Source organism: Acidocella sp. C78 (assembly GCF_907164655.1).
Genome location: NZ_CAJQZK010000028.1, coordinates 19165 through 39784 on the forward strand (window position 1 = coordinate 19165; position 20620 = coordinate 39784).

The 20620-nt window shown below is 69.8% G+C and carries 14 protein-coding genes and 3 pseudogenes; 2 read left to right on the top strand and 15 right to left on the bottom strand.

Annotated elements, in window-relative coordinates:
• Positions 1–47: 47 nt before the first annotated feature.
• Positions 48–1145 carry an ABC transporter ATP-binding protein gene (locus ACIDOCELLA78_RS000000110370; RefSeq protein ID WP_201729508.1) on the top strand — a complete coding sequence of 366 codons (1098 nt, stop codon included), beginning with the start codon at positions 48–50 and terminating at the stop codon, positions 1143–1145.
• Positions 1146–1198: 53 nt separating this feature from the next.
• Here ACIDOCELLA78_RS000000110370 and ACIDOCELLA78_RS000000110375 read toward each other — a convergent pair.
• Together ACIDOCELLA78_RS000000110375 and ACIDOCELLA78_RS000000110380 are read right to left on the bottom strand one after the other, a co-directional pair.
• Positions 1199–2463, bottom strand: a pseudogene (locus tag ACIDOCELLA78_RS000000110375) (MFS transporter).
• A gap of 17 nt (positions 2464–2480) precedes the next feature.
• Positions 2481–3035 carry a winged helix DNA-binding protein gene (locus tag ACIDOCELLA78_RS000000110380; RefSeq protein WP_249676480.1) on the bottom strand — a complete coding sequence of 185 codons (555 nt, stop codon included), beginning with the start codon at positions 3033–3035 and terminating at the stop codon, positions 2481–2483.
• A gap of 116 nt (positions 3036–3151) precedes the next feature.
• On the opposite strand from ACIDOCELLA78_RS000000110380, the gene ACIDOCELLA78_RS000000110385 reads away from it, so the two are divergent.
• Positions 3152–6784 (top strand): hydantoinase B/oxoprolinase family protein, encoded by a 3633-nt coding sequence (locus ACIDOCELLA78_RS000000110385; protein WP_201729510.1) that lies wholly within the window; start codon positions 3152–3154, stop codon positions 6782–6784.
• On the opposite strand, the gene ACIDOCELLA78_RS000000110390 is transcribed toward ACIDOCELLA78_RS000000110385, so the two are convergent.
• From ACIDOCELLA78_RS000000110390 to ACIDOCELLA78_RS000000110450, 13 genes and pseudogenes are all read right to left on the bottom strand, one after another.
• Complete coding sequence (locus ACIDOCELLA78_RS000000110390) at positions 6769–7635, bottom strand: amidohydrolase (RefSeq protein WP_201729511.1); 867 nt, start codon at positions 7633–7635, stop codon at positions 6769–6771. The genes ACIDOCELLA78_RS000000110385 and ACIDOCELLA78_RS000000110390 overlap by 16 nt on opposite strands.
• Before the next feature lie 49 nt (positions 7636–7684).
• On the bottom strand, positions 7685–9100 hold the full coding sequence (locus ACIDOCELLA78_RS000000110395; protein ID WP_201729512.1) for an aldehyde dehydrogenase family protein: 1416 nt from the start codon (positions 9098–9100) through the stop codon (positions 7685–7687).
• 134 nt (positions 9101–9234) lie between these two features.
• Positions 9235–9852, bottom strand: a complete 618-nt coding sequence (locus ACIDOCELLA78_RS000000110400) for a GMC family oxidoreductase (protein ID WP_249676483.1) — start codon at positions 9850–9852, stop codon at positions 9235–9237.
• Positions 9807–10849, bottom strand: a pseudogene (locus ACIDOCELLA78_RS000000110405) (GMC family oxidoreductase). Before ACIDOCELLA78_RS000000110405 ends, ACIDOCELLA78_RS000000110400 begins: the two are co-directional and overlap by 46 nt.
• Positions 10850–11176: 327 nt before the next feature.
• Entirely contained in the window at positions 11177–11797 is a 621-nt protein-coding gene (locus tag ACIDOCELLA78_RS000000110410; protein ID WP_201729513.1) for a hypothetical protein, read from the bottom strand.
• Positions 11790–12509 (bottom strand): hypothetical protein, encoded by a 720-nt coding sequence (locus tag ACIDOCELLA78_RS000000110415; protein ID WP_201729514.1) that lies wholly within the window; start codon positions 12507–12509, stop codon positions 11790–11792. The genes ACIDOCELLA78_RS000000110410 and ACIDOCELLA78_RS000000110415 overlap by 8 nt, the downstream gene beginning before the upstream one ends.
• A gap of 76 nt (positions 12510–12585) precedes the next feature.
• A pseudogene (locus ACIDOCELLA78_RS000000110420) lies at positions 12586–13556 on the bottom strand (phosphoenolpyruvate--protein phosphotransferase).
• The gene (locus tag ACIDOCELLA78_RS000000110425) at positions 13553–14560 is read right to left on the bottom strand and encodes an HPr family phosphocarrier protein (RefSeq protein ID WP_201729517.1); all 1008 of its coding nucleotides are present in this window, start codon (positions 14558–14560) and stop codon (positions 13553–13555) included. The pseudogene ACIDOCELLA78_RS000000110420 and the gene ACIDOCELLA78_RS000000110425 overlap by 4 nt, the downstream one beginning before the upstream one ends.
• Positions 14557–15894, bottom strand: a complete 1338-nt coding sequence (locus ACIDOCELLA78_RS000000110430; protein WP_201729518.1) for an acetoin dehydrogenase dihydrolipoyllysine-residue acetyltransferase subunit — start codon at positions 15892–15894, stop codon at positions 14557–14559. Before ACIDOCELLA78_RS000000110430 ends, ACIDOCELLA78_RS000000110425 begins: the two co-directional genes overlap by 4 nt.
• A gap of 2 nt (positions 15895–15896) precedes the next feature.
• Positions 15897–16928 carry an alpha-ketoacid dehydrogenase subunit beta gene (locus ACIDOCELLA78_RS000000110435; protein ID WP_201729519.1) on the bottom strand — a complete coding sequence of 344 codons (1032 nt, stop codon included), beginning with the start codon at positions 16926–16928 and terminating at the stop codon, positions 15897–15899.
• A complete protein-coding gene (locus ACIDOCELLA78_RS000000110440; RefSeq protein WP_201729520.1) occupies positions 16925–17935 on the bottom strand; it encodes a thiamine pyrophosphate-dependent dehydrogenase E1 component subunit alpha in 1011 nt (336 codons plus the stop codon). The genes ACIDOCELLA78_RS000000110435 and ACIDOCELLA78_RS000000110440 overlap by 4 nt, the downstream gene beginning before the upstream one ends.
• A 193-nt stretch (positions 17936–18128) precedes the next feature.
• Positions 18129–19109: a sugar-binding transcriptional regulator gene (locus ACIDOCELLA78_RS000000110445; protein ID WP_201729521.1), complete on the bottom strand. Its 981-nt coding sequence runs from the start codon at positions 19107–19109 to the stop codon at positions 18129–18131.
• Positions 19110–19219: 110 nt separating this feature from the next.
• Positions 19220–20527 (bottom strand): NAD(P)H-dependent oxidoreductase, encoded by a 1308-nt coding sequence (locus ACIDOCELLA78_RS000000110450; RefSeq protein ID WP_201729522.1) that lies wholly within the window; start codon positions 20525–20527, stop codon positions 19220–19222.
• Positions 20528–20620: the final 93 nt, after the last annotated feature.

The window sequence follows — 20620 nt, forward strand, 5'->3', positions numbered from 1 at the left end:
AGCGGGGCCAGACGGGAACAGGAAACGGGGAAAGCGCAACCGCGATCATGGCACACGTATCATTGCGACAGGTCGTCAAATCCTATGGCGGCGCGCTGCAGGCGGTGAAGGGCATCGACCTGGAGATCGAGGATCGGGAGTTCGTCGTGCTGGTCGGCCCGTCCGGCTGCGGCAAGACGACGACGCTGCGCATGGTCGCCGGGCTTGAGAGTGTCACCGGCGGCGAGATCCGCATCGGCGATCGCGTCGTCAACGACCTGCCGGCGCGCGACCGCGACATCGCGATGGTGTTCCAGAACTACGCGCTCTACCCGCATCTGACCGTGTTCGAGAACATCGCCTTCGGCCTGCGCGTGCGTGGCCATAGCGCGGCCGATATCGATGCGCGGGTGACCGAGGCGGCGCGGATTCTCGGCATCGGCGATTTTCTCAGGCGCAAGCCCAAGGAACTCTCGGGCGGGCAGCGCCAGCGCGTGGCGATGGGCCGGGCGATCGTGCGGCATCCGCAGGTCTTCCTGTTCGACGAGCCGCTGTCGAACCTCGATGCCAAGCTGCGCGCGCAGATGCGCACCGAGATCAAGCGCATCCACCAGACCGTGCAGGCGACGACGATCTACGTCACCCACGACCAGGTGGAGGCGATGACGCTGGCGGACCGGATCGTGATGATGAATCACGGGCGGATCGAGCAGATCGGCACGCCGGATGATCTGTATCACCGGCCGGTATCGCGCTTCGTGGCGGGTTTCATCGGCAGCCCGCCGATGAATTTCTTCGACTGCGCGCTGACCGGCGACGAGGCCGGGCTGCGCCTGCGCCTTGCCGACGGCACCGAACTCGGCGTGCCGCCGGAGCGGGTCGCGCGATATCTGCCGCACCGCGAGAAGAAGATGGTCTTCGGCATCAGGCCGGAAAATCTCGGCCTCGCCGAGGCCGCAACGCCGGCGGGGCGGTTCATGCCCGGCCGGGTCGAGGTGGTGGAGCCGCTGGGCGCAGATACGCTGCTCTATTTCCGCATCGGCGAAACCTTCGCCTGCGCCCGCGTCGATCCGCATGCGCCGGCGTCGGTTGGCGCCACCGTCCCGCTCGCGCCGGACATGGCGCGGATGCACCTGCTCGACGCGGAAAGCGGCCTGGTCGTGTAAGCCGCGCGCGTCCCGCCGGGCGCGCGCGGCTTGCCTTCTGACAGCGGGCGGTCTTACGCGGTCAGCACGCGCCCCCGCGTCTCCGGCAGGGCGAGAGCTGCGAGAAAGAACAGGCTGTAGGCCGCAACGGCGAAAATCGCGATGGCGTTGCCATAGCCCACCGATTTCGTGAGAAAGCCGATCAGTGCGGGAAACAGCGCGCCGAGGCCGCGGCCGAAATTGTAGCAGAACCCCTGGCCCGAGCCGCGCAGGCGGGTCGGGAACAGCTCGGTCAGGAACGGCCCCATGCCCGAGAAATAGCCGCTGGCGAAGAAGCCGACGGGAAAGCCGAGGATCAGCATCGCCTCGTTGGGAATGTCGATCTGGGTATAGGCGACGATGGTGATGATCGCGCCGGCCGAAAAGATCAGGAACAGCATTCGCCGCCCGAGCCGGTCCGACAGCCAGGCGCCGGTCAGGTAGCCGGCGAAGCTGCCGAGGATCAGCACCGCGAGATAGGGCGTGCTGCCGACGATGCTCAGATGCCGGTCCACCTTCAGGAAGGTCGGCATCCAGAAGGTGATGGCGTAATAGCCGCCCTGCGCGCCGGTGGAGAGCAGCGCGCCCAGAATGGTGACGACGATGGTTTCGCGCCGAAGATCGCCAGCAGCCCCGGCGAGGCGTGCCGCCGCGCGGCGATGGCGATGGCCGGCTCGGCCACGTTCCGCCGCAGATAGAGCACCAGCAGCGCCGGCAACGCGCCGATCGCGAACATCACCCGCCAGGCAATCGCCGCAGGGGCCACGGAAAACACGATCGCCTGCGCCAGCACGGCCAGGCCCCAGCCCACCGCCCAGGCCGATTGCACCGACCCCACCGCGCGGCCGCGATAGGCGGGGCGGATGGTCTCGCCCATCAGGATGGCGCCGGCCGCCCACTCGCCGCCGAAGCCGAAGCCGAGCAGGGTGCGGCTGATGACCAGCTGGTCGAAATTCTGTGCGAGGCCGGAGAGCAGGCTGAAGGCGGAGAACCACAGGATGGTGATCTGCAACACTTTCACCCGGCCGATGCGGTCGGACACATAGCCGGCAACCCAGCCGCCGATGGCGGAGGCGAGCAGGGTCAGCGTCGCCGCCAGGCCGGCCGGGCCGGGGGCGACCGACCATTGATGCATGATCGTGCCGATCACCAGCGGGTAGATCATGAAGTCCATCCCGTCGAGGCCCCAGCCCCCGGCGCAGGCGCGGAAGGTGCGCCACTCCGCTGGGTTCATCTCCCTGAATAGCGCGCCCAACCCGCCGCGTGTCGCGGCCGTATCGACGCTTGTTTCGCTTGCCATGCTCGTTTCCCTTTTTGTTAGAACGTCGCGGCCGCCCGGGCGGCCTGGTTATAGATGCCGGACAGGCTGCGCAGAACCGTTGCTACCTCGTTGAGCGTTGCTTCGCCAGGCCCCGCGGCGGTCGCGGTGGCAACCAGCAGGCGCTCGCGTATTTCACCGTAGCGGGCGCATAGCGCGATGCCGGCGGCGCTGGCTCTAACGCGCTTTTCCTTGCCCGCGCGCTCGACCTCGATCAGCCCCGCCTTGGTCAGTTTGCGCAGCGCGTAGGTGACGAGATGCGTCTCCTCGATATCGAGCACGAGCATGATGTCGGCGATGTGCTTCGGCCGGTCGCGATGGCGGACGGTGTGCAGGATCAGGACTTCGAGCGGCGACAGCCCCGGCAGCCCGGCCGCCGCCATGCAGCGGACCATCCAGCGCTGATAGGCCATCGTCGCGAGGTTCAGGCCGAATTCCACTTCCGATAGCCCGGGCGAGCGCCCCGCCGCCAGATGCGCGGAAGACACCACGGGCTCGCCCGCTGCCTTGCCTGCCGGTTTCTGCGCAGCGTCGCGTGCGGGTTTTGCCGCCAAGACCGCCTCCTCGATTTTATTGCGGTCTAACATTGACAATTTATCGACAAATCGTCAATAAAAAATATCCATGGCGCCCTCGATCGCTGCGCGCGCCAGCCAGGGGAGAAACCCGCATGCAGACCGGACCGGCGACAGCTTCATCCGAACCCATGTCACGCTGGCGGTTCTGGATCGATCGCGGCGGCACCTTCACCGATATCGTGGCGATCGCGCCGGACGGCGCGCGGCGGACGCTCAAGCTGCTGTCCGAAAATCCCGGCAGCTACGCTGACGCGGCGATTGCCGGAATCCGCAGCTGTCTCGGCCTCGGGCCGGACGATCCGATGCCGGTGGATGCGATCGAGGCGGTGAAAATGGGCACCACCGTCGCCACCAACGCGCTGCTCGAGCGCAAGGGCGCGCGGGTGCTGCTGCTGACCGATCGCGGGCTGGGCGACGTGCTGCGGATCGGCACCCAGGCGCGGCCCGACCTCTTCGCGTTCGACATCCGGCTGCCCGGCATGCTCTATGAGCGGGTCGCCGAAATCGGCGGGCGCATCGGCGCCGATGGCCAGGAGATCGAGCCGCTCGACGAAGCGGCGGCGATCGCGGCACTGACCGATGCCAGGGCGGCGGGAATCGAGAGCGTCGCCATCGCGCGGATGCATGCGTGGCGCTATCCCGCGCATGAGACGCGGCTGGCCCGGCTCGCGGCCGAGATCGGCTTTCGGCAGATCTCGGCAAGTCACGCGGTCAGCCCGGTGCTCCGGCTGGTCCCGCGTGGCGACACCACGGTGGCGGACGCCTATCTCTCGCCGGTGCTGCGCCGCTATGTCGATCGTGTCGCCGCCGGCCTGCCGGGGGCGCGGCTGTTCTTCATGCAGTCGCATGGCGGCCTCGCCGAAGCGCACCATTTCACCGGCAAGGATGCGATTCTCTCCGGCCCGGCGGGCGGCATCGTCGGCGCCGTCCGCACCGCGCAGATGGCCGGGATCGACCGCATCATCGGGTTCGACATGGGCGGCACCTCCACCGATGTCGCGATCCATGACCGCGCCTATGAACGGAGCCTCGAGACCGAAATCGCCGGCGTGCGGCTGCGGGTGCCGATGCTCTCGATCAACACCGTCGCCGCCGGCGGCGGCTCGGTGCTCGGCTTCGATGGCGCCCGTCTGCGCGTCGGGCCCGACAGCGCCGGGGCGAATCCCGGCCCCGCCTGCTACCGCCTCGGCGGCCCGCTGACCGTGACCGACGCCAATCTCTTCCTTGGCAAGCTGGCGCCGCATCACTTCCCGAGGATTTTCGGCGCCACCCATGACGAGGCGCTCGATGACGCGGTGGTGCGGCAGAAATTCACCGCGCTCGCCGCCGAAATCTCCGCCGCGACCGGCACCGCGCAAACGCCGGAACGCATCGCCGAGGGGTTCATCAGCATCGCCGTCGCGCACATGGCGCAGGCCATCAAGCAGATCTCGATCCAGAAGGGGCGCGACCCGGCGGCTTTCGCGCTGGCCTGTTTCGGCGGCGCCGGCGGCCAGCACGCCTGCCTGGTGGCCGAGGCGCTGGGCATGCGCACCATCCTGATCCATCCCCTCGCCGGCGTGCTCTCGGCCTATGGCATGGGGCTGGCCGACCAGATCGTGCTGCGCGAGCAGGCGGTGGAACGCGCGCTGAGCGCCGAGGCCGTGGCCGCGATCGAGGACGTGGCCGCCAGCCTCGCTCGTGCCGCAATCGCCGCGCTGGCCGAGCAGGGGGTCGATCCGGCCGCGGTGCGGACGCTGCGCCGCGCCCAGCTGCGCTATGCCGGCACCGACACGCCGCTGGCGGTGCCGCTGGACGACGCCCCGGCGATGCGCGCCGCGTTCGAGGCCGCGCATCGCCGCCTGTTCGGCTTCGTCGCGGCGGACCGCGCGCTGATCGTCGAGAGCATCGAAGTCGAGGCGGTGGCCCCGGGCGAGCCGGTGACCGAGCAGACGCTGCCCGCCCGCGCGTCCGGCCGGCCGGAGCCGATCGACCATATCCGCCTCTACAGCCGCAGCGCCTGGCACGACGCCCCGGTCTTCGAGCGCGAGGCCCTGCTCGCCGGCGACACGGTGGACGGCCCGGCGATGCTGCGCGAGGCCAACGCCACCACCATCGTCGAGCCCGGCTGGCGCGCGGAAATCACGCCGCGCAATCACCTGCTGATCACGCACCGCGCGGCCCGCAAGGCGGCTGCCGGCGCCGATGACGTCAGCCTCGATCCGGTGCGTCTCGAACTGTTCAACAACCTGTTCATGGCCGTCGCCGAGCAGGCCGGGGCGGTGCTGCGCAACACTGCGAGCAGCGTCAACATCAAGGAAAGGCTCGATTTCTCCTGCGCGCTGTTCGACGCCGAGGGCAATCTGGTGGCGAACGCGCCGCATGTCCCGGTGCATCTCGGCGCCATGGGCGAAAGCGTGCGGACCGTGCTGCGCCGCCGCGGCGCGGCGCTCAGGCCCGGCGATGCCATCGCGCTGAACAACCCGTTCGACGGCGGCACCCATCTGCCTGATATCACCGTCATCACCCCGATCTTCGACGATGCGGGCGGCTCGCTGCGCGGCTTTCTGGCGTCGCGTGGGCACCACGCCGATATCGGCGGCCTGACGCCGGGATCGATGCCGCCTTTCGCCACCACGCTGGAAGAGGAAGGCGTGGTGATCGACGACATGAAACTGGTCGATGCCGGCGTGTTCCAGGAAAAGGCGCTGCGCGCTGTGCTGTCCGGCGCGGCCTATCCGGCCCGCAGCCCCGATGAATGCGTGGCCGATCTCAAGGCCCAGCTCGCCGCCAACGAAGCGGGGATCGCGGCGTTCAGGGCGATGGTGGATCAGTATGGCTGGCCCACCGTCGCCGCTTATACCGCGCATGTGATGAACAACGCCGAGGCCTCGGTCCGTCGCGCCATCGGCCGGCTGCGCGACGGCGCCTTCGAATACCGGATGGACGATGGCGCGCGGCTGATGGTCGATATCCGGGTCGACCGCGCCGCCGGCACCGCCAGCATCGACTTCGCCGGCACCGCGCCGCAGCACAAGGGCAATTTCAACGCCCCGCCCGCCGTCACCCGCGCGGCCGTGCTCTATGTGTTCCGCTGCCTCGTCGATGATGAAATCCCGCTGAACGAAGGCTGCCTGCGGCCGCTGACCATCATTATCCCCAAGGGCAGTTTCCTCAACCCGGCGCAGGGCGCGGCGGTGGTCGCCGGCAATACCGAGGTCAGCCAGGCGGTGACGGCGGCGCTGCTCGGCGCGTTGGGCGTCGTCGCCTCGGCGCAGGCGACGATGAACAACCTGCTCTTCGGCAACGCGCGCCACCAATATTACGAAACCATCTGCGGCGGCGCCGGCGCCGGGCCGGATTTCGACGGGTGCGACGCCGTCCATACCCACATGACCAACACGCGCATGACCGATCCCGAGGTGCTGGAACTCCGCTATCCGGTGCGCGTCGAAACCTTCGAGATCAGGCGCGGCTCCGGCGGCGCCGGGCGGCATCGCGGCGGCGATGGCGTGCGCCGCCGGCTGCGCTTCCTCGAACCGATGACCGTGACGGTGCTTGCCTCGCGCCGCACCGTGCCGCCTTTCGGCATGGAGGGCGGCGCCCCCGGCGCGGCCGGCCGGCAATGGGTCGAACGCGTGGATGGCGGGATCGACATCATGGGCGGGCGCGACCAGGCGACGATCGCCGCCGGCGATGCCGTCGTCATCGAAACCCCCGGTGGCGGCGGTTACGGAAACCCGTAGAGACGGTGGGCGTTGGCGGTGAGGATGCGGTCGCGGGCCGCCGCATCCGGCGCCCAGTCTGCCAGCAGGTCGAGCAGCTCGCCGACATTGGGCATATGCGCCCAGTTCGCGACATGGGGCCAGTCCGACCCCCACACGCACCGGTCGGGCGCGGCGTCGATCAGGGCGCGGGCAAGCTCGACGGTCCGTGAATACGGCGGATCGTCCAGCCGATAGGCGCCGGAGAGCTTGACCCAGCCGCCATCCCGCACGAGGCCGAGCATGGTGTCGAAGCCCCGCCGCCCGGCATCTTCGGCGACCGGAAAATGGCCCATATGGTCGATCACGAACGGCACGCGCAGGCGGCCCAGCCTGCCGGCGCGGTCGCCGAGCGCGCGAACATCGGTCAGGAATTGCAGGTGCCAGCCATGCTCGGCGCAGATCGCCTCGTAGCGGTCGAGCTGGTCGAACCCCACCCCGCCGCCGAACAGCGTGTTGATCCGCAGCCCGACAACGCCCGCCTCCGCCATCGCCCGCCACGCCTGCGCCGGCAGGTCGGGCGGGCTGACCGCGATGCCCCGCAACCGGGCGCGATGCGCCGCCACGGTCTCCAGCATCAGCCGGTTATCCGTGCCATGAACGCTGACCTGCACCAGCACGCCATGGGTCATGCCGGTGGCGTCGAGCATCGCGAGATAGGCATCAGGTGTTGCTGGCGGCGGCGTGTAGCTCCGCGCCGCGACATAGGGGTATTGCGGCGGCGCGCCGATGACATGCGCATGCGTATCGACCGCGCCATATGGCACGCTGAACCGCGCGGGTCCGTGCGGGGAGGGGGCGGGTCCGGGGCAGGACGGGGCGGGTTCGTTCATGACCGAAACCTCGCCCGCGCCATCCGGCGCGTCAAGCCATCGCGCCCGCTCAGGCCAGCCGCAGCACCGCTTTCACCATCATCCGCACCCGTTTCGTATAGGGCGGGAACAGCATCGGCGTCGCCGAGCCCACGTCCCTCAGCACCGCCCGCTCGTGGCTGAAGGCGCGGAAGCCATAGAGGCCGTGCGCGTTGCCGATCCCCGAATTGTTGACCCCGCCAAACGGCAGGTTGCCGTGCATGAAATGCAGCATGGTGCTGTTGATGCCCACCCCGCCCGACGAGGTCTCGCCGATTACCCGGTCGATCACGCGCTGGTCGCGCGCGAAAATGTAGAGCGCGAGCGGCTTCGGCGCCGCATTGATCGCCGCGATCGGCTCGCCGGCGTCGCGGAAGCGGATCACCGGCAGCACCGGGCCGAAAATCTCCTCCCGCATCAGCGCCGAATCATCCGGCGCGCCAATAACGAAGGCCGGCGCGATCAGCCGCCGCGCCCGGTCCGCCGCTCCGCCCTCGATCGTAGCACCGCGTCCGCGCGCATCGTCGAGCAGGCGCATGATCCGGTCGAAATGCCGCTCATTGACGATCCGCCCGTAATCCGCGCCGGGCGTTGCGCCATACATCCGCGCCGTCTCCGCCCGCACCCGGCGGAGCAACTCGTCATGCACGCTTTCGTGGGCATAGAGATGATCCGGCGCGATGCAGGTCTGCCCGCAATTGGTGAACTTGCCCCAGGCGATCGCCTTCGCCGCCCGCGCCAGATCCGCCCCTTCATCGACGATCACCGGAGACTTGCCGCCAAGCTCCAGCGTCACCGAGCTGAGATGCCGGGCCGCCGCCGCCATCACCACCTTGCCGATCGCCGGGCTGCCGGTGAAGAAGATGTGGTCGAACGGCAGGTCGAGCAGCGCGGTCGCCACCGCCGCATTCCCTTCGACCACGGCCACCTCCTCGGGCGGGAAGGCCGCCGCGAGCATGGCGGCAAGCGCGGCGGACGTCGCCGGCGCCATTTCCGAGGGTTTCAGGATCGCGGTATTGCCCGCCGCGATCGCCGAGGCCAGCGGCCCGAGGGCGAGGTTCACCGGATAGTTCCATGGCGAGACGATCAGGCACACGCCGCGCGGCTCGTGGCGGATGCGCGCCCGCGTGCCCAGCGTGGTCAGCGTCGGTGCCGCGCGCCGCGGCGTCATCCACGCTTTCAGGTGCCGCCGCGCATGGCGGATTTCCGAAAGCACCGGCAGGATCTCTGACAGGTCCGCCTCGGTCTCGGGCTTGCCGAGATCTTCCTGCAAGGCGGCGTAAAGCCGGGGCCGCCAGGCCTGCACCGCCGCCTCCAGCGCCCGCAGCTTCGCGATCCGCGCCTCGGCGCTCGACCCGCGCAGCGCGATCGCCCGCGCCCGCTGGCCGGCGAACAGCGCCTCCAGCCCCGCGACACCGCCGGGCATCGTCGTCTCGATCACGTCCATCCCCGCTCTCCTCGCCTCGGTTGCCTCAGCCCATCGCCGCCGCCGGCTCGTTGCGTTCGGCGCTGGAGCATCATCCGATCAGATGGCGTCACCTGATCGGATAAAGATGCTCCAATTATCAATATCATGGCGCACTACATCCGATCCGGATGGGAAAGCGCTCTGATGAAACCCGCCGCCTTCTCGCCGATCACCATGCAGGGCGCGTTGGTGTTGCCGCCGATCAGCCGCGGCATGATCGACGCATCGGCGACCCGCAGCCCCTCGATCCCCCGCACCCGCAGCCGGTCGTCGACCACGGCCATCTCGTCCTGGCCCATCCGGCAGGTGCCCACCGGATGATAGATGGTTTCCGCCGAGGCGCGAATGAAATCGATGAGCGCCGCATCGTCCTGGCGCGCCGGCCCCGGATCGATCTCCCGCCCGCCGCTCAGCGCGGCGATCGCGGGGCTCGCCATGATCCGCCGGCCGAGCTTCAGCCCGGCGAGCAATTCGCCGAGGTCGTCGGGATGGCTGAGATAGGCGGGATCGATCACCGGTGCTGTGAACGGATCGGCGGAGCGCAGCGTGATGCTGCCGCGGCTCTTCGGCCGCAACTGGCAGCAATGCAGCGTCATCCCGTGGCCCCAGACCGGCTTGCGCCCATGGTCGCGCAGGATGGTCGGCAGGAAGTGGAACTGGATTTCCGGCCGCCGCGACTCCGGCGTCAGCCGCGCGAATCCGCCCGCTTCCGCCGCGTTGGACTGGAACATCCCGGTCCCCTTGCGGCGATACTCGAAGAACGCCGCGACCCGCGCGCCAGCGTGTTACCCGCCACCCCGATGGAATTGCCGCTCCGGTCGGGCACGATCACCGAGATGTCGAGATGATCCTGCAGATTGGCGCCGACGCCGGGAAGCTCATGCACGAGGTCCACCCCGGCCCGCGCCAGCGCGTCCCGCGGGCCAATGCCCGAGAGCATCAGCAGTTGCGGCGAGTTGATCGCTCCGCCGCACAGGATCACCTCCCGCCGGGCCGCGATCCGCCGCATCGCCCCGCCGATCCGCACCTCGACGCCGGTGGCGCGCTGTCCCGTGAGCAGCACCCGCGCGACATGCGCGCCGGTCTCGATCCGCAGGTTGGGCCGCTCGCGGATTCCATCGAGAAACGCGCGGGATGCGGAAAACCGCCTGCCATGCCTCTGCGTCACCTGATAGGGCCCGACACCTTCCTGCGCCGCGCCGTTGAAATCCGGGTTGTCCTGCAGCCCGGCCTCGACGCCGGCGCGAATGAACGCCGCCCCAGCGGGTTCGGATTGCCGAGATCGGCGACGTTGAGTTCCCCCGTATCGCCGTGGAACGCATCCGCCCCGCGCTCGTTGCGCTCCATCGCCCGGAAGATGGGAAACACGTCGTCCCACCCCCAGCCCGGCGCGCCGAGATCGCGCCACTCGTCATAATCCTCGGGATGGCCGCGCATGTAGATCATCGCATTGATCGACGACGATCCCCCCAGCGTCTTGCCGCGCGGCCAATACAGCCGCCGGTCGTTCAGCTCCGCCTGCGGCGCGGTGTAGTAATACCAGTTATAGGTCCTGAACCGCAGCAGGCCGACAACGCCGAGCGGCAAGTCGATCATGGGCGACCGGTCCGGCTTGCCGGCTTCCAGCAGGCAGACGCGGACTTGCGGATCGGCGCTCAGCCGGTTGGCGACCACGGCGCCGGCCGATCCGGCCCCGACCACCACATAATCGAATGTCTCGCCGCTCACGCCCGGTCGTCTCCTCCGTTGACCGCGCCACTCGCCGGCGCGGCGATCACCCCAAACCGAGGCGGGTGCCGGACGGTCCAATTCATTTTGAAATCCACGGATAACCTCCAGATCAAATTACCGTTTGATACCGTTAATTTACGTATTGGTAAACATAAAATTGTAACGGGAAATGCCTGTCGCCTCTCCCTTGCGGGTCTGCGCGACAGACGCGAGGTTTTTCATGATCGATCCCGCCGCCGCCGCGCCGGTCAGGCCGCAGGGATGATGCTCTATTTATCAATACCATAGAGCACTGCATCCGATCCGGATGGATCGGAAAGTGCTCTAGGTTGGCGGGGAGTCGGCTGCCGGCTCCAGCAGCCAGCGGCCGATCCGGTAGCGGAACTGTTCGGGCACGAACCAGTTGGGCTCATGGCCGAGCAGCTTCTGGAAAAACCCGGCGGAGAACGCGTGGTCCTCCTGCGCGTTCTCGCGGAACGACCACCAGGAGCGCAGATCCGCGATTTGCGGATCGATGGTGGTGGCAACGTGATATTCCTGCTCCAGCGTCGCCGAATGCACGGTGAGGCAGAAGATCATGCAGGCATAGGCTTCCGGCCAGAACCCGCCGGGCATCTCGCGCTTCGCCCGCACCGGGTTGCCGCGCGTGCGGATCGGCAGGTTGGAGATCAGCTCGCGGAAGGCGAGCGACGAGGCGAATTCGAGAAACGCCGCCCGCTCCTCCTTCGGCACCGGCCGCTGCCGGTCGAGCGCCTCCAGCCAGCGGATGAAGATCTGGGTCAGCTTGCTGTCGTCGATCTCGAAGGCGCAGCCAAGCTCCTCGCCGACGCGGCCGACCACCCGGGCAAAGGCTGCCCTGAACCAGCGCAGCCGCCGCGCGGCGATGCGCAGCGGCTCGTTGGTCGGCGGCAGGTCGGCGCGCGAGAAGACCGGCTCGTCAGACATTGTTGCGATACTTTTCGAGCAGCGCGATCAGCCCGGTTTCGTCCCGCTCGGCGAAGACGAGGGCGACGCGTTCGGCGATCGCGGCGGCGATATCGGCGGCCGAGATCAGCGCCGCCTCGCTCTCCTCCGGGCTGCGCGCCACCAGCAGCCAGAGCATCACCGCGAAGATCGCCACCGGCCGGACCGAGGGCGCGGAGACGACGCAGCGCGGATCGACATGCGCGCCGCGGATCACCTGCCGGTCGACCAGCTGCATCGCCAGCCCCGCCGCGAGCTGACCGCCGCTGGCCCGCCGCCGCCCCGGCAGCACCTGCCAGCGCTTGACCGCCTCGCGCGCGGCAAGCTCGCTGACGAACAGCGTGTCCGAACCGATATGCTTCAGCACGAGGGTCAGCGCGGTATACAGCGTCGAGGCCAGCGAGGGGCCGATCGGCGCATTGCCGTGCAACTCGTCGAGCGTGGTGGTCAGGTCCTCTTCATGGCCGAAGGCCTGCCGCGCCGCGCGCGAGGCCATCCGGTCGAACTCCTCGGCGATCCGCTCCATCTCCGCGATCACCGCCGTCGCCAGCCGGGAGGCGATGCACATCTCCCTGCCGCCCATCGCGCCGCCGGCCACTTCCCGCGCCGTCTCCCCCCCACGCCGGACAACGTGCCGCAGGCGCCGCAGGCCTTCGCGCAACGGCAGGGGGTCGGGCTGAAAGGGCAGGTTCATCGCCATAGCCATCCATCGACTTGAACATTGACCGGCATATCACAGGCGGCGCGCGGTGCCGAGATGGCCCGCGCCCTCAGATCTGCGTGACAACCTCCTTCGCCCGCAGCACCGCGGCCGGGGTCATGCTCAGCTCGGTCAGGCCGAGCTGCACGAATCGCGGAATGAGATCGGGCCGCGCCGCCGCCTCGCCGCACATGCACACCGGGATTCCCGCCCGCCGGCCGGCCGCCGCCACCATCTCGATCGCCCGCATCACGGCGGGATGATCCGGCCGGTTCAGCCCCGACACGCGCGGGTTCATCCGGTCGGCGGCCATGATGTATTGGGTGAGGTCGTTGGTGCCGATCGAGAAGAACGCGACCTCGGCGGCCAGGCTGTCGGCCATCAGCGCCGCGCCGGGGTCTCGATCATGATGCCGAGCGGCGGCACCGCGTGCGGCACGCCGGCGGCGGCGAGCGCCGCCCGGCAGGTCTCGATCAGGGCGCGGGTGCGGCGTAACTCGTCCGGGTCGCTGACCATCGGCAGCATGATCCGCAGATTGCCATGCACGGCGGCGCGCAGCAGGGCGCGCAGCTGCACCGCGAACAGCTCCGGCCGGTCGAGGCAGTAGCGCAGGCCGCGCCAGCCGAGAAAAGGGTTGTCCTCGTCCGGAATGTCGATCCCCGGCACCGGCTTGTCGCCGCCGACATCGAGGGTGCGGATCGTGACGTGATGGTCCGGAAAGGCGGTCGCGAGGCGCGCATAGGCCGCCACCTGCTCGTCCTCGTCCAGCGGGCGGCGCGCCTCGATGAACAGCAGCTCGGTGCGGAACAGCCCGATCCCCATCGCTCCTTCCTGCCGCGCTACCCCGATTTCGCCGACCGAGCCGAGATTGGCGGCGATCACGATCGCCTCGCCCGCCCGGGTGCGTGGCGCGACGTCGCGGAACGCCGCAAGCGCATCCCGTGCGGCGCTTTCCCCGCGCGCCCGCGCCCGCAGGGCGGAGAGGGTTTCCGCGTCCGGATCGATCACCGCTTCCCCGCTGCTGCCATCCAGCCCGATCATCGCGCCATCCGCCACCTGTTCCAGCCCGGCAATGCCGAAGACGGCGGGAATCCCCGGGTGCGGGCGATGATCGCGGCATGGGCGGTGGCGGCGCCGCGCGCGCAGACGATGCCGCCGATCCGCGCGCCGGGTGCGCGTGCCAGGTCCCAGGCGGTCAGCTCGTCGGCGATGATGATGGCCCCTTCCGCGATCGTCGCGATCGAGGGGTCCTGCCGGCCGAGACAGGCCAGGGCGATGGCGCGCGAGACGCTCAGCACATCCTCGGCGCGGGCCTGCATATAGGCGTCGCTGAGGCCGGCGAAGGTTGCGGCAAGCTCGCCGCCGGCATCGAGCACGGCGGTGACCGCGTCCATCCCCTCGGCGATCCGCAGGCGGATGGCGGCATCGAGATCGGCATCGCGGACGATTTCCACCAGCGCCGCGGCAATCCCGCCGATCGGCGCGTCGTCGCTCTCCGGTGCGAGGGCCGCGCACTGCCCGAGCGCCGCCGCCGCCCGCTCCGCCGCCGCGGCGTAGCGCGCCGCCTCGGCCGGGCGCGCGGCGTCCGGCACATGATGATGCGGCGGCTCCAGCGTCTCGGGAAAATACCGGAAGGCCGGGCCGAGCGCCACGCCGGGGCTGGCGCCGATGCCGCGCCGCGCCGCCGTCGCCAGCGGCGCCGTCGTGCCTTTGTCGCCGGGCGGTGCGGCGTCATGCGATGCCGCGGCGGCGAGCGGCGATGCCGTGCCCTCGTCCTCGGTTTCGAGAAAGCGCGTCAGCTCGTCGAGCGCCGCCGCGGCATCGGCGCCCTCGGCGCGCAGCACGATCTCGGCGTTCTCCTTCACCGCGAGCAGCATCAGCTTCACCGCGTTCTTGGCACTCGCGCTCCTGCCGCCATGGTCGAGCCAGAGCTCCGCCGCATAGCCCCGCGCCCGCTTGACGAACTGCGCCGCCGGCCGCGCGTGCAGCCCGTCGCGGATGCGAACGGTGACGCGGCGTTCGAGGGTCAGATGATCGTCGCTCAACATGCAACCTCCGCGCGGTCCGTTTGGCTCGGCAGCAGCACCTGTGCGCCGCGCAGGGTCTCGGCCAGGATGTCGGCAACCGCGCCGGTCGCCTCAATCTGCGGCATGTGGCCGCAGTCATCAAGCAGGTGCAGGGCGAAGCGCCCCGGTGCCGCGAGCGCGTGCCGCCAGGGAATGATCCGATCCTGCCGCCCCCAGACGATCCGCGCCGGGGCGGCGATGGCGCCTCCCTGCCAGCGCAGCCGGGCCGATTGCGTGCCGTCGGGAAAGCACGCACGCGCGAGGCGCTGGCGGAAGTCGCCGCGCCCCGGTGCGGCACCACCCTCCAGGGTTGCGCGCAGCAGCGCGGCATCGGCGCGGGCGGGGGCCGCGAACAGACGCTCCATCCAGGGGCGCAGGCTGTCCGGCGCGCGGGCGCGCAGAATCCCGTCGAGCGCCGCGGCGTCGATCTCGGCGCCAAGCCCGGCCGGGGCGAGCAGCACCAGCGAGGCCGCGTCGATCCGGCCATCCAGGGCGATCCGCGCGGCGAGCGCGCCGCCGAGCGAATGGCCGACCAGATGCGCCGCGCCGATGCCCTCGGCCCGCAGCGCGCCGATGGCGGCCTCGGCCAGCGCCGCGAAGGATGCCTCGCCGCTGTCGGGTGCGGCGCCGTGGCCGGGCAGGTCGAAGGCCAGCAGCGGCGGGCAGGCTCCACCGGCGCGCTGGGCGAGGGCCGCGATCAGCCCGTTCCACGCCAGCGCCTCCGAGGTGAAACCGTGCAGGAACACGACCGGCGTGCCCTCTCGCCCGCCGGCCCGCCGCACCGGCAGCCCGCCGGTGCGCGCTGTTGCGGCCGGAAGCATTGCGTCCCGCGCGTGGCGGGCGACATCGAGCCGGGTGATCCGCCCGCGCGGCCCGGAACCGGCGATGGCGGCGAGGTTCATCCCCTCGCTGCGGGCGAGCCGCCGCGCCAGCGGCGTTGCCCGCAGCAGCGCCGCGTCATCTGCCGCAACGGGTGCGGATGTCGGTGCAGGCAGGGGCGCCGCCGGCTGCACCGATGCCGGTGCAGGATCAGGTGCTGCGCGTGCGGCAGGTGCGGCATCGGGCGCCGCCTCGCCGGGCGCGAGCAGGTAGGCGACGATGCTGCCCACCGCGATCTCCCCGCCCTCCGGCCCCGCGACGATGTGCAAAATTCCACCCGCTGTCGCCTCGATTTCCATCGCCGCCTTGCTGGTCTCGATCTCGAACAGCGGTTCGCCCGGCGTCACCGTCGCCCCCTCCCGCACGAGCCAGCGGGCGATCCGCCCGGCCTGCATGTCCATGTCGACGCGCGGCAGGATGATCTCGACGGCCATGGCTATTCCCCGCGCTCGATCAGGCGGGCGGCGGCGGCTTCGATATCCTCGACCTGCGGCACCGCGGCGCGTTCGAGGCCGGGCGCGTAGGGGATCGGGCAATCGGCGCCGCCAAGCCGGCGGATCGGCGCATCCAGCCGGTCGAACGCCGCGCTCTCGGCGATGGCGGCGCTGATTTCCGCGCCGATGCCGAGCATCTTCACCGATTCATGAACGCAGAGCAGCCGTGTCGTCCGGGTCACGCTGTCGATCAGTGTCGCGGTGTCGAGCGGGCGGAGCGAGCGCAGGTCGATCACCTCGGCGTCGTGCCCCCGCCCGGCGAGGCGTTCCGCCGCCTCCAGCGCGCGATGGACCATGATGCCCGTGGCGACGATGGTGATATCGCGCCCGGGCCGGCGGATCGCCGCCTTGCCGATCGGCACCCGATACGCCTCGGCCGGCACCGGGCCGGTCGTCTTGTAAAGCAGCTTGTGCTCGAAGATCACCACCGGATCGGGATCGTCGATCGCGGCGAGCAACAGCCCCTTGGCGTCGTGCGGGGTGGCGGGCTGCACCACTTTCAGCCCCGGCACATGCGCGAACCAGGCTTCGAGGCTCTGGCTGTGCTGCGCGGCGGCACCGGTGCCTGCGCCGGCCGGCATGCGGATGACCAGCGGAACCGAGGCATTGCCGCCGAGCATGTAGCGCAGTTTGGCGGCCTGGTTGACGATCTGCTCCATAGCCAGCGTCGCGAAATCCGAGAACTGGAATTCCAGCACCGGCCGGCTGCCGGCCAGGGCCGCGCCCACGGCGACGCCCGCGGCACCAAGCTCGGCGATCGGCGTGTCGATCACCCGGCCCTCGCCGAAGCGATGAACCAGATCCCGCGTCACCTGGAATGCCCCGCCATACACGCCGATATCCTCGCCGAGCAGGAACACCCGCTCATCGGCCTCCAGCGCGCTGCGCAGCGCCTCGTGGATCGCGTCGGCATAGCTGATGTCGCGGCACGCCGCCCCCTCCGGCCCGGTATCGATGCTGACGATGGCGTTCATGCCGCGATCCCTCCTTCATAGACATCGCGGGTCACCTCGCCGGGGTCCGGCACCGGGCTGCCCTCGGCGAAGGCGATCGCGGCGGCGATCTCCGCCTCGACCTCGGCGCGCAGGGCGGCGATGCCGGCCGCGTCCAGCACGCCGGCGTCGCGCATCGCCCGCTCAAGCCGCGGAATCGGGTCGAGCCCGCGCCAGTGCTCGATTTCTTCCTTGCTGCGGTAGCGGTTGCGGTCGCTGCGCGAATGGCCGCGCAGCCGGTAGGTTTCGGCCTCGATCAGGCTCGGTCCGCCACCGGCCCGCGCGCGGGCGATCGCCGCTCCCGCCGCCCGGTGAACCGCGAACAGGTCGTTGCCGTCGACCCGCACGCCCGGCATCCCGTAGGCCCGCGCCCGTTCGGCCACCCGCGGCACCGCCATCGAGCGTTCGGTCGAGACCGACATGCCATATTTGTTGTTCTCGCAAACAAATATCACCGGCAGTTTCCAGAGACCGGCCATGTTCAGTGCCTCGTGGAAGGCGCCCTCGTTCACCGCGCCATCGCCGAAGAAGCACATCACCACAGCCGCCCGCCGCTGTTGCCGGATGGCGAGGGCCGCCCCGGTCGCGATCGGCAGGCCGCCGCCGACGATGCCGTTGGCGCCGAGATTGCCGCCCGCGATATCGGCAATGTGCATCGAGCCGCCGCGGCCGCGGCAATAGCCGGTCTCGCGGCCGAAGAATTCGGCGAACATCCTTGCGACGTCAGCGCCTTTGGCGATGCAATGGCCGTGGCCGCGATGCGTCGAGGTGATGTAATCGCCGGTTTCGAGGTCGAGACAGGCGCCGACCGCGCTGGCTTCCTGGCCGATCGAGAGATGCATCGTGCCGTGAATGGCGCCCCGCATATAAGCCTCTTCCGCTGCCTCCTCGAAGCGGCGGATCAGCAACATCCGCCGCAGCGCCTCGCGCTGGCGCGCCGCGTCCGGCGGTGGGGCTTGGGTCAGGGTATCGGCGGTCGGCTGATCCATGGCGGCTTCGTTTCCTCTGCACAGGGGTGCCGTTTGCACTGGCTTGAAACAAATATCCAATGACAAAGATAATTGTCAATAAAAACTCTCTGTCACTTTTGCCGGAACGGCGAGCATGCGCGCGCGGGTGCGCCCGGCTGTGGCGGGGCGGTCCTGCGGAAATATTGCTGCGCGGCGGCGCGCCGCCGCGGTGTCAGGCGGGAGAGCGGTCGTTCGCCGCGGCCGGGCTCATCAGCATGCCCTCGGCGGCGGTCTCGTCGGTGATCAGCACCGCCGGATGCAGCAGCCGCACCGCCGCGAGCAGGGCGGGAACCTTCTGCCAGCCGCCCGAAACCAGGATGAGCCTCGGCGTCCGCGCGAGGCTGGCGGCATCGGCGGCCATGATCCGCCGGTTCAGCTCGTGGTCGAGCAACTGCCCGTCGGCGTCGATGAACTGGCAGAGCATGTCGGCCACAGCACCCGCCCTGGTCACCTCGGTCAGCGTGTCGCGATCGACCATGCCGTAGCGGATCAGCGTCGAGTTCGGCGCGACATTGCCGACGCTGACCAGCGCCATGTCCAGCATCCGCGTCCGTTCGAACACTTCCGCGATCCCCGGATGCCGCCGCAGCGTCGCCGCCGTCTCCGCGTCCTGCAACACCGCCGGCGCGCTGAGCAGGAAGCTCTCCGCGCCGATCAGGTCGGCGAACCGCCAGGCGAATTCGGAAGGATTGACGCCGCTCGCCCGCGTCAACCCGCCCAGCAGCGACACCACCGTCACCCCGCGCAGGCCGCGCACGCTGATGCTGCTGAGGCTTGATTGCAGCGTCTGCCCCCAGCCGAGGCCGATCGTCGTGCCGTCGCGCAGCGCATCCGAAACATAGGCGCCGGCGCGGCTGCCCAGCAGCCCGGTCAGCTCCGCCTCCTCGCCCGGCGCCGGGATGACGATGCACTCGCCGATCCCGAACCGCGCCTCGATCTGCCGTTCGAGCGCGATGCATTTCGACAGGTTGGTGGTGACGCGGACCTGCACCGTCCCGTCCTGTCGCGCCGTGGCGATGATCTTGAGCACACGCTGGCGGGTCAGCCCGACGCGGGCGGCGACCGCATCCTGCGTCAGCCCTTCCATGAAATACAGCCAGGCGACGCGGGTCTTCAGGTCGAGCGGTTCCTGCTCGGCGCGGTGAACGGACAAATGCGCCTCCCTGCGCGATTGCAACTCAGGGATATCAGTTTAGGGAGTCAACAAATGTCCGCAAGCCCGGCCGACGGGGAAGTCGCCCCGCGCCGGCCGGGCCGAAGCCGTCAGGCGGGCAGGCCGGCATATTGCGCCGCGTCCTGCGTCGCGCGCAGCCGGACGATGGCCATGCCCTGGTCCGGCCGGCAATTGGCATAGGTCAGCATCTCGCCCTTGCGGACCGGACGGATGATCTCGGCCCGCTCCGCAAGCCCGATCGGCAGCGCATCCGCCGCCCGCGCATCCGCCGCCGTCATCGCCCAGCCGCGGTAATCGGCCTCGCCGATCTTGCCGAGCGTGGTGCCCGGGGCGAGATCGCGCTTGGCCAGCGTCGCCACCTCGGCGACCGGCCTCGCCAGTGGCGTCATGTGCGATTCCCGGCGCAGCACCGCCGCCGCCGCGGTCAGCGGCACTTCGAGGCTGGTCAGGTGATAGGGGCGATAGAAGGTGAAATACGGACCCTCGCCCATCTTGAGGTCGCGCAACCGTTCATGGACGCGCGGATGCGGCGCGCGGATGACGACAAACACCCCCGGCGCCACGCCCGGCCCGATCGAATAGTCGACGACGCCCTCCCGGCTCAGCAGCCCGCCCTCGGCGCGCGGGCGGAAGGCGCGGTCGAGTTCGGCCAGCCCGGCGCGCGGTCCGTGCATCCCCGGCACGTCCGGCAGCAGGCCGGTGGCGTTGGCCACCGCCACCATCTCGATCATCGTCTTCGAGCCATCGACGAACTCGACCAGCATGCGCGGGTTCATGTGTCGCCGCGCCGCCTCCTCCACATAGTCATCCGGCACGGCGTCGAAATTCAGCGGGTTGTTCTTGCCTTTGCCGGCGGCGACGATCGGGTAGCCGAGGCTGCGGGCGAAGCGGATGATCTCCATCAGCGCGGTCGGCTCGTCGCCGGCGCCGAGCGAGTAGATCACGCCGCGCTTGGCCGCATAAGCGGCGAGGCTGGCGCCCACCGTGATATCCGCCTCGACATTCATCATCACGACATGCTTGCCGTGATCCATCGCCCGCATCGACAGCTCGGCGCCGTAGCCGGGATTGCCGGTGGCATCGATGATGACATCGACCTGCCCGGCGGTGCAGGCGATATCGGCCTGGTCGGTCAGTGCGATCATGCCGGCATCGATGGCGGCCTCGGCCGCGGCGGCGCTGCTCACCGTGCGAACCCGCTCGGCCGGCACGCCGGCGATCTCCAGCGCCGCCCGCGCGCCGTCGATCCGCAGCTCGGCCAGCACGGCGAGTTCGAGTCCCGGCATCAGCCGGACCTGGGTGACAATGTCAGTGCCCATCTCGCCGCAGCCGATCAGCCCGATGCGGACGGGACGGCCGGAATCGCCCTGGGCGGCAAGTTCCTGGACAAGTGTCATTGTAATCCTCCTTTTGCGCCGGGCTGAGCAGCGGCATTGCCTGGGCGACGGATCGCTTCGCGCGGGCCTTGGCCCCAGACCCAAACTTTTATC

Excerpts from the sequence above, each read along its gene's own strand:
- ACIDOCELLA78_RS000000110390 (WP_201729511.1), bottom strand. The coding sequence starts at position 7,635 with ATGAACGAACCCGCCCCGTCCTGCCCCGGACCCGCCCCCTCCCCGCAC.
- ACIDOCELLA78_RS000000110440 (WP_201729520.1), bottom strand. The coding sequence starts at position 17,935 with ATGGATCAGCCGACCGCCGATACCCTGACCCAAGCCCCACCGCCGGAC.
- ACIDOCELLA78_RS000000110395 (WP_201729512.1), bottom strand. The coding sequence starts at position 9,100 with ATGGACGTGATCGAGACGACGATGCCCGGCGGTGTCGCGGGGCTGGAG.
- ACIDOCELLA78_RS000000110450 (WP_201729522.1), bottom strand. The coding sequence starts at position 20,527 with ATGACACTTGTCCAGGAACTTGCCGCCCAGGGCGATTCCGGCCGTCCC.
- ACIDOCELLA78_RS000000110410 (WP_201729513.1), bottom strand. The coding sequence starts at position 11,797 with ATGTCTGACGAGCCGGTCTTCTCGCGCGCCGACCTGCCGCCGACCAAC.
- ACIDOCELLA78_RS000000110400 (WP_249676483.1), bottom strand. The coding sequence starts at position 9,852 with ATGTTCCAGTCCAACGCGGCGGAAGCGGGCGGATTCGCGCGGCTGACG.
- ACIDOCELLA78_RS000000110385 (WP_201729510.1), top strand. The coding sequence starts at position 3,152 with ATGCAGACCGGACCGGCGACAGCTTCATCCGAACCCATGTCACGCTGG.
- ACIDOCELLA78_RS000000110435 (WP_201729519.1), bottom strand. The coding sequence starts at position 16,928 with ATGAACGCCATCGTCAGCATCGATACCGGGCCGGAGGGGGCGGCGTGC.
- ACIDOCELLA78_RS000000110415 (WP_201729514.1), bottom strand. The coding sequence starts at position 12,509 with ATGAACCTGCCCTTTCAGCCCGACCCCCTGCCGTTGCGCGAAGGCCTG.
- ACIDOCELLA78_RS000000110370 (WP_201729508.1), top strand. The coding sequence starts at position 48 with ATGGCACACGTATCATTGCGACAGGTCGTCAAATCCTATGGCGGCGCG.
- ACIDOCELLA78_RS000000110430 (WP_201729518.1), bottom strand. The coding sequence starts at position 15,894 with ATGGCCGTCGAGATCATCCTGCCGCGCGTCGACATGGACATGCAGGCC.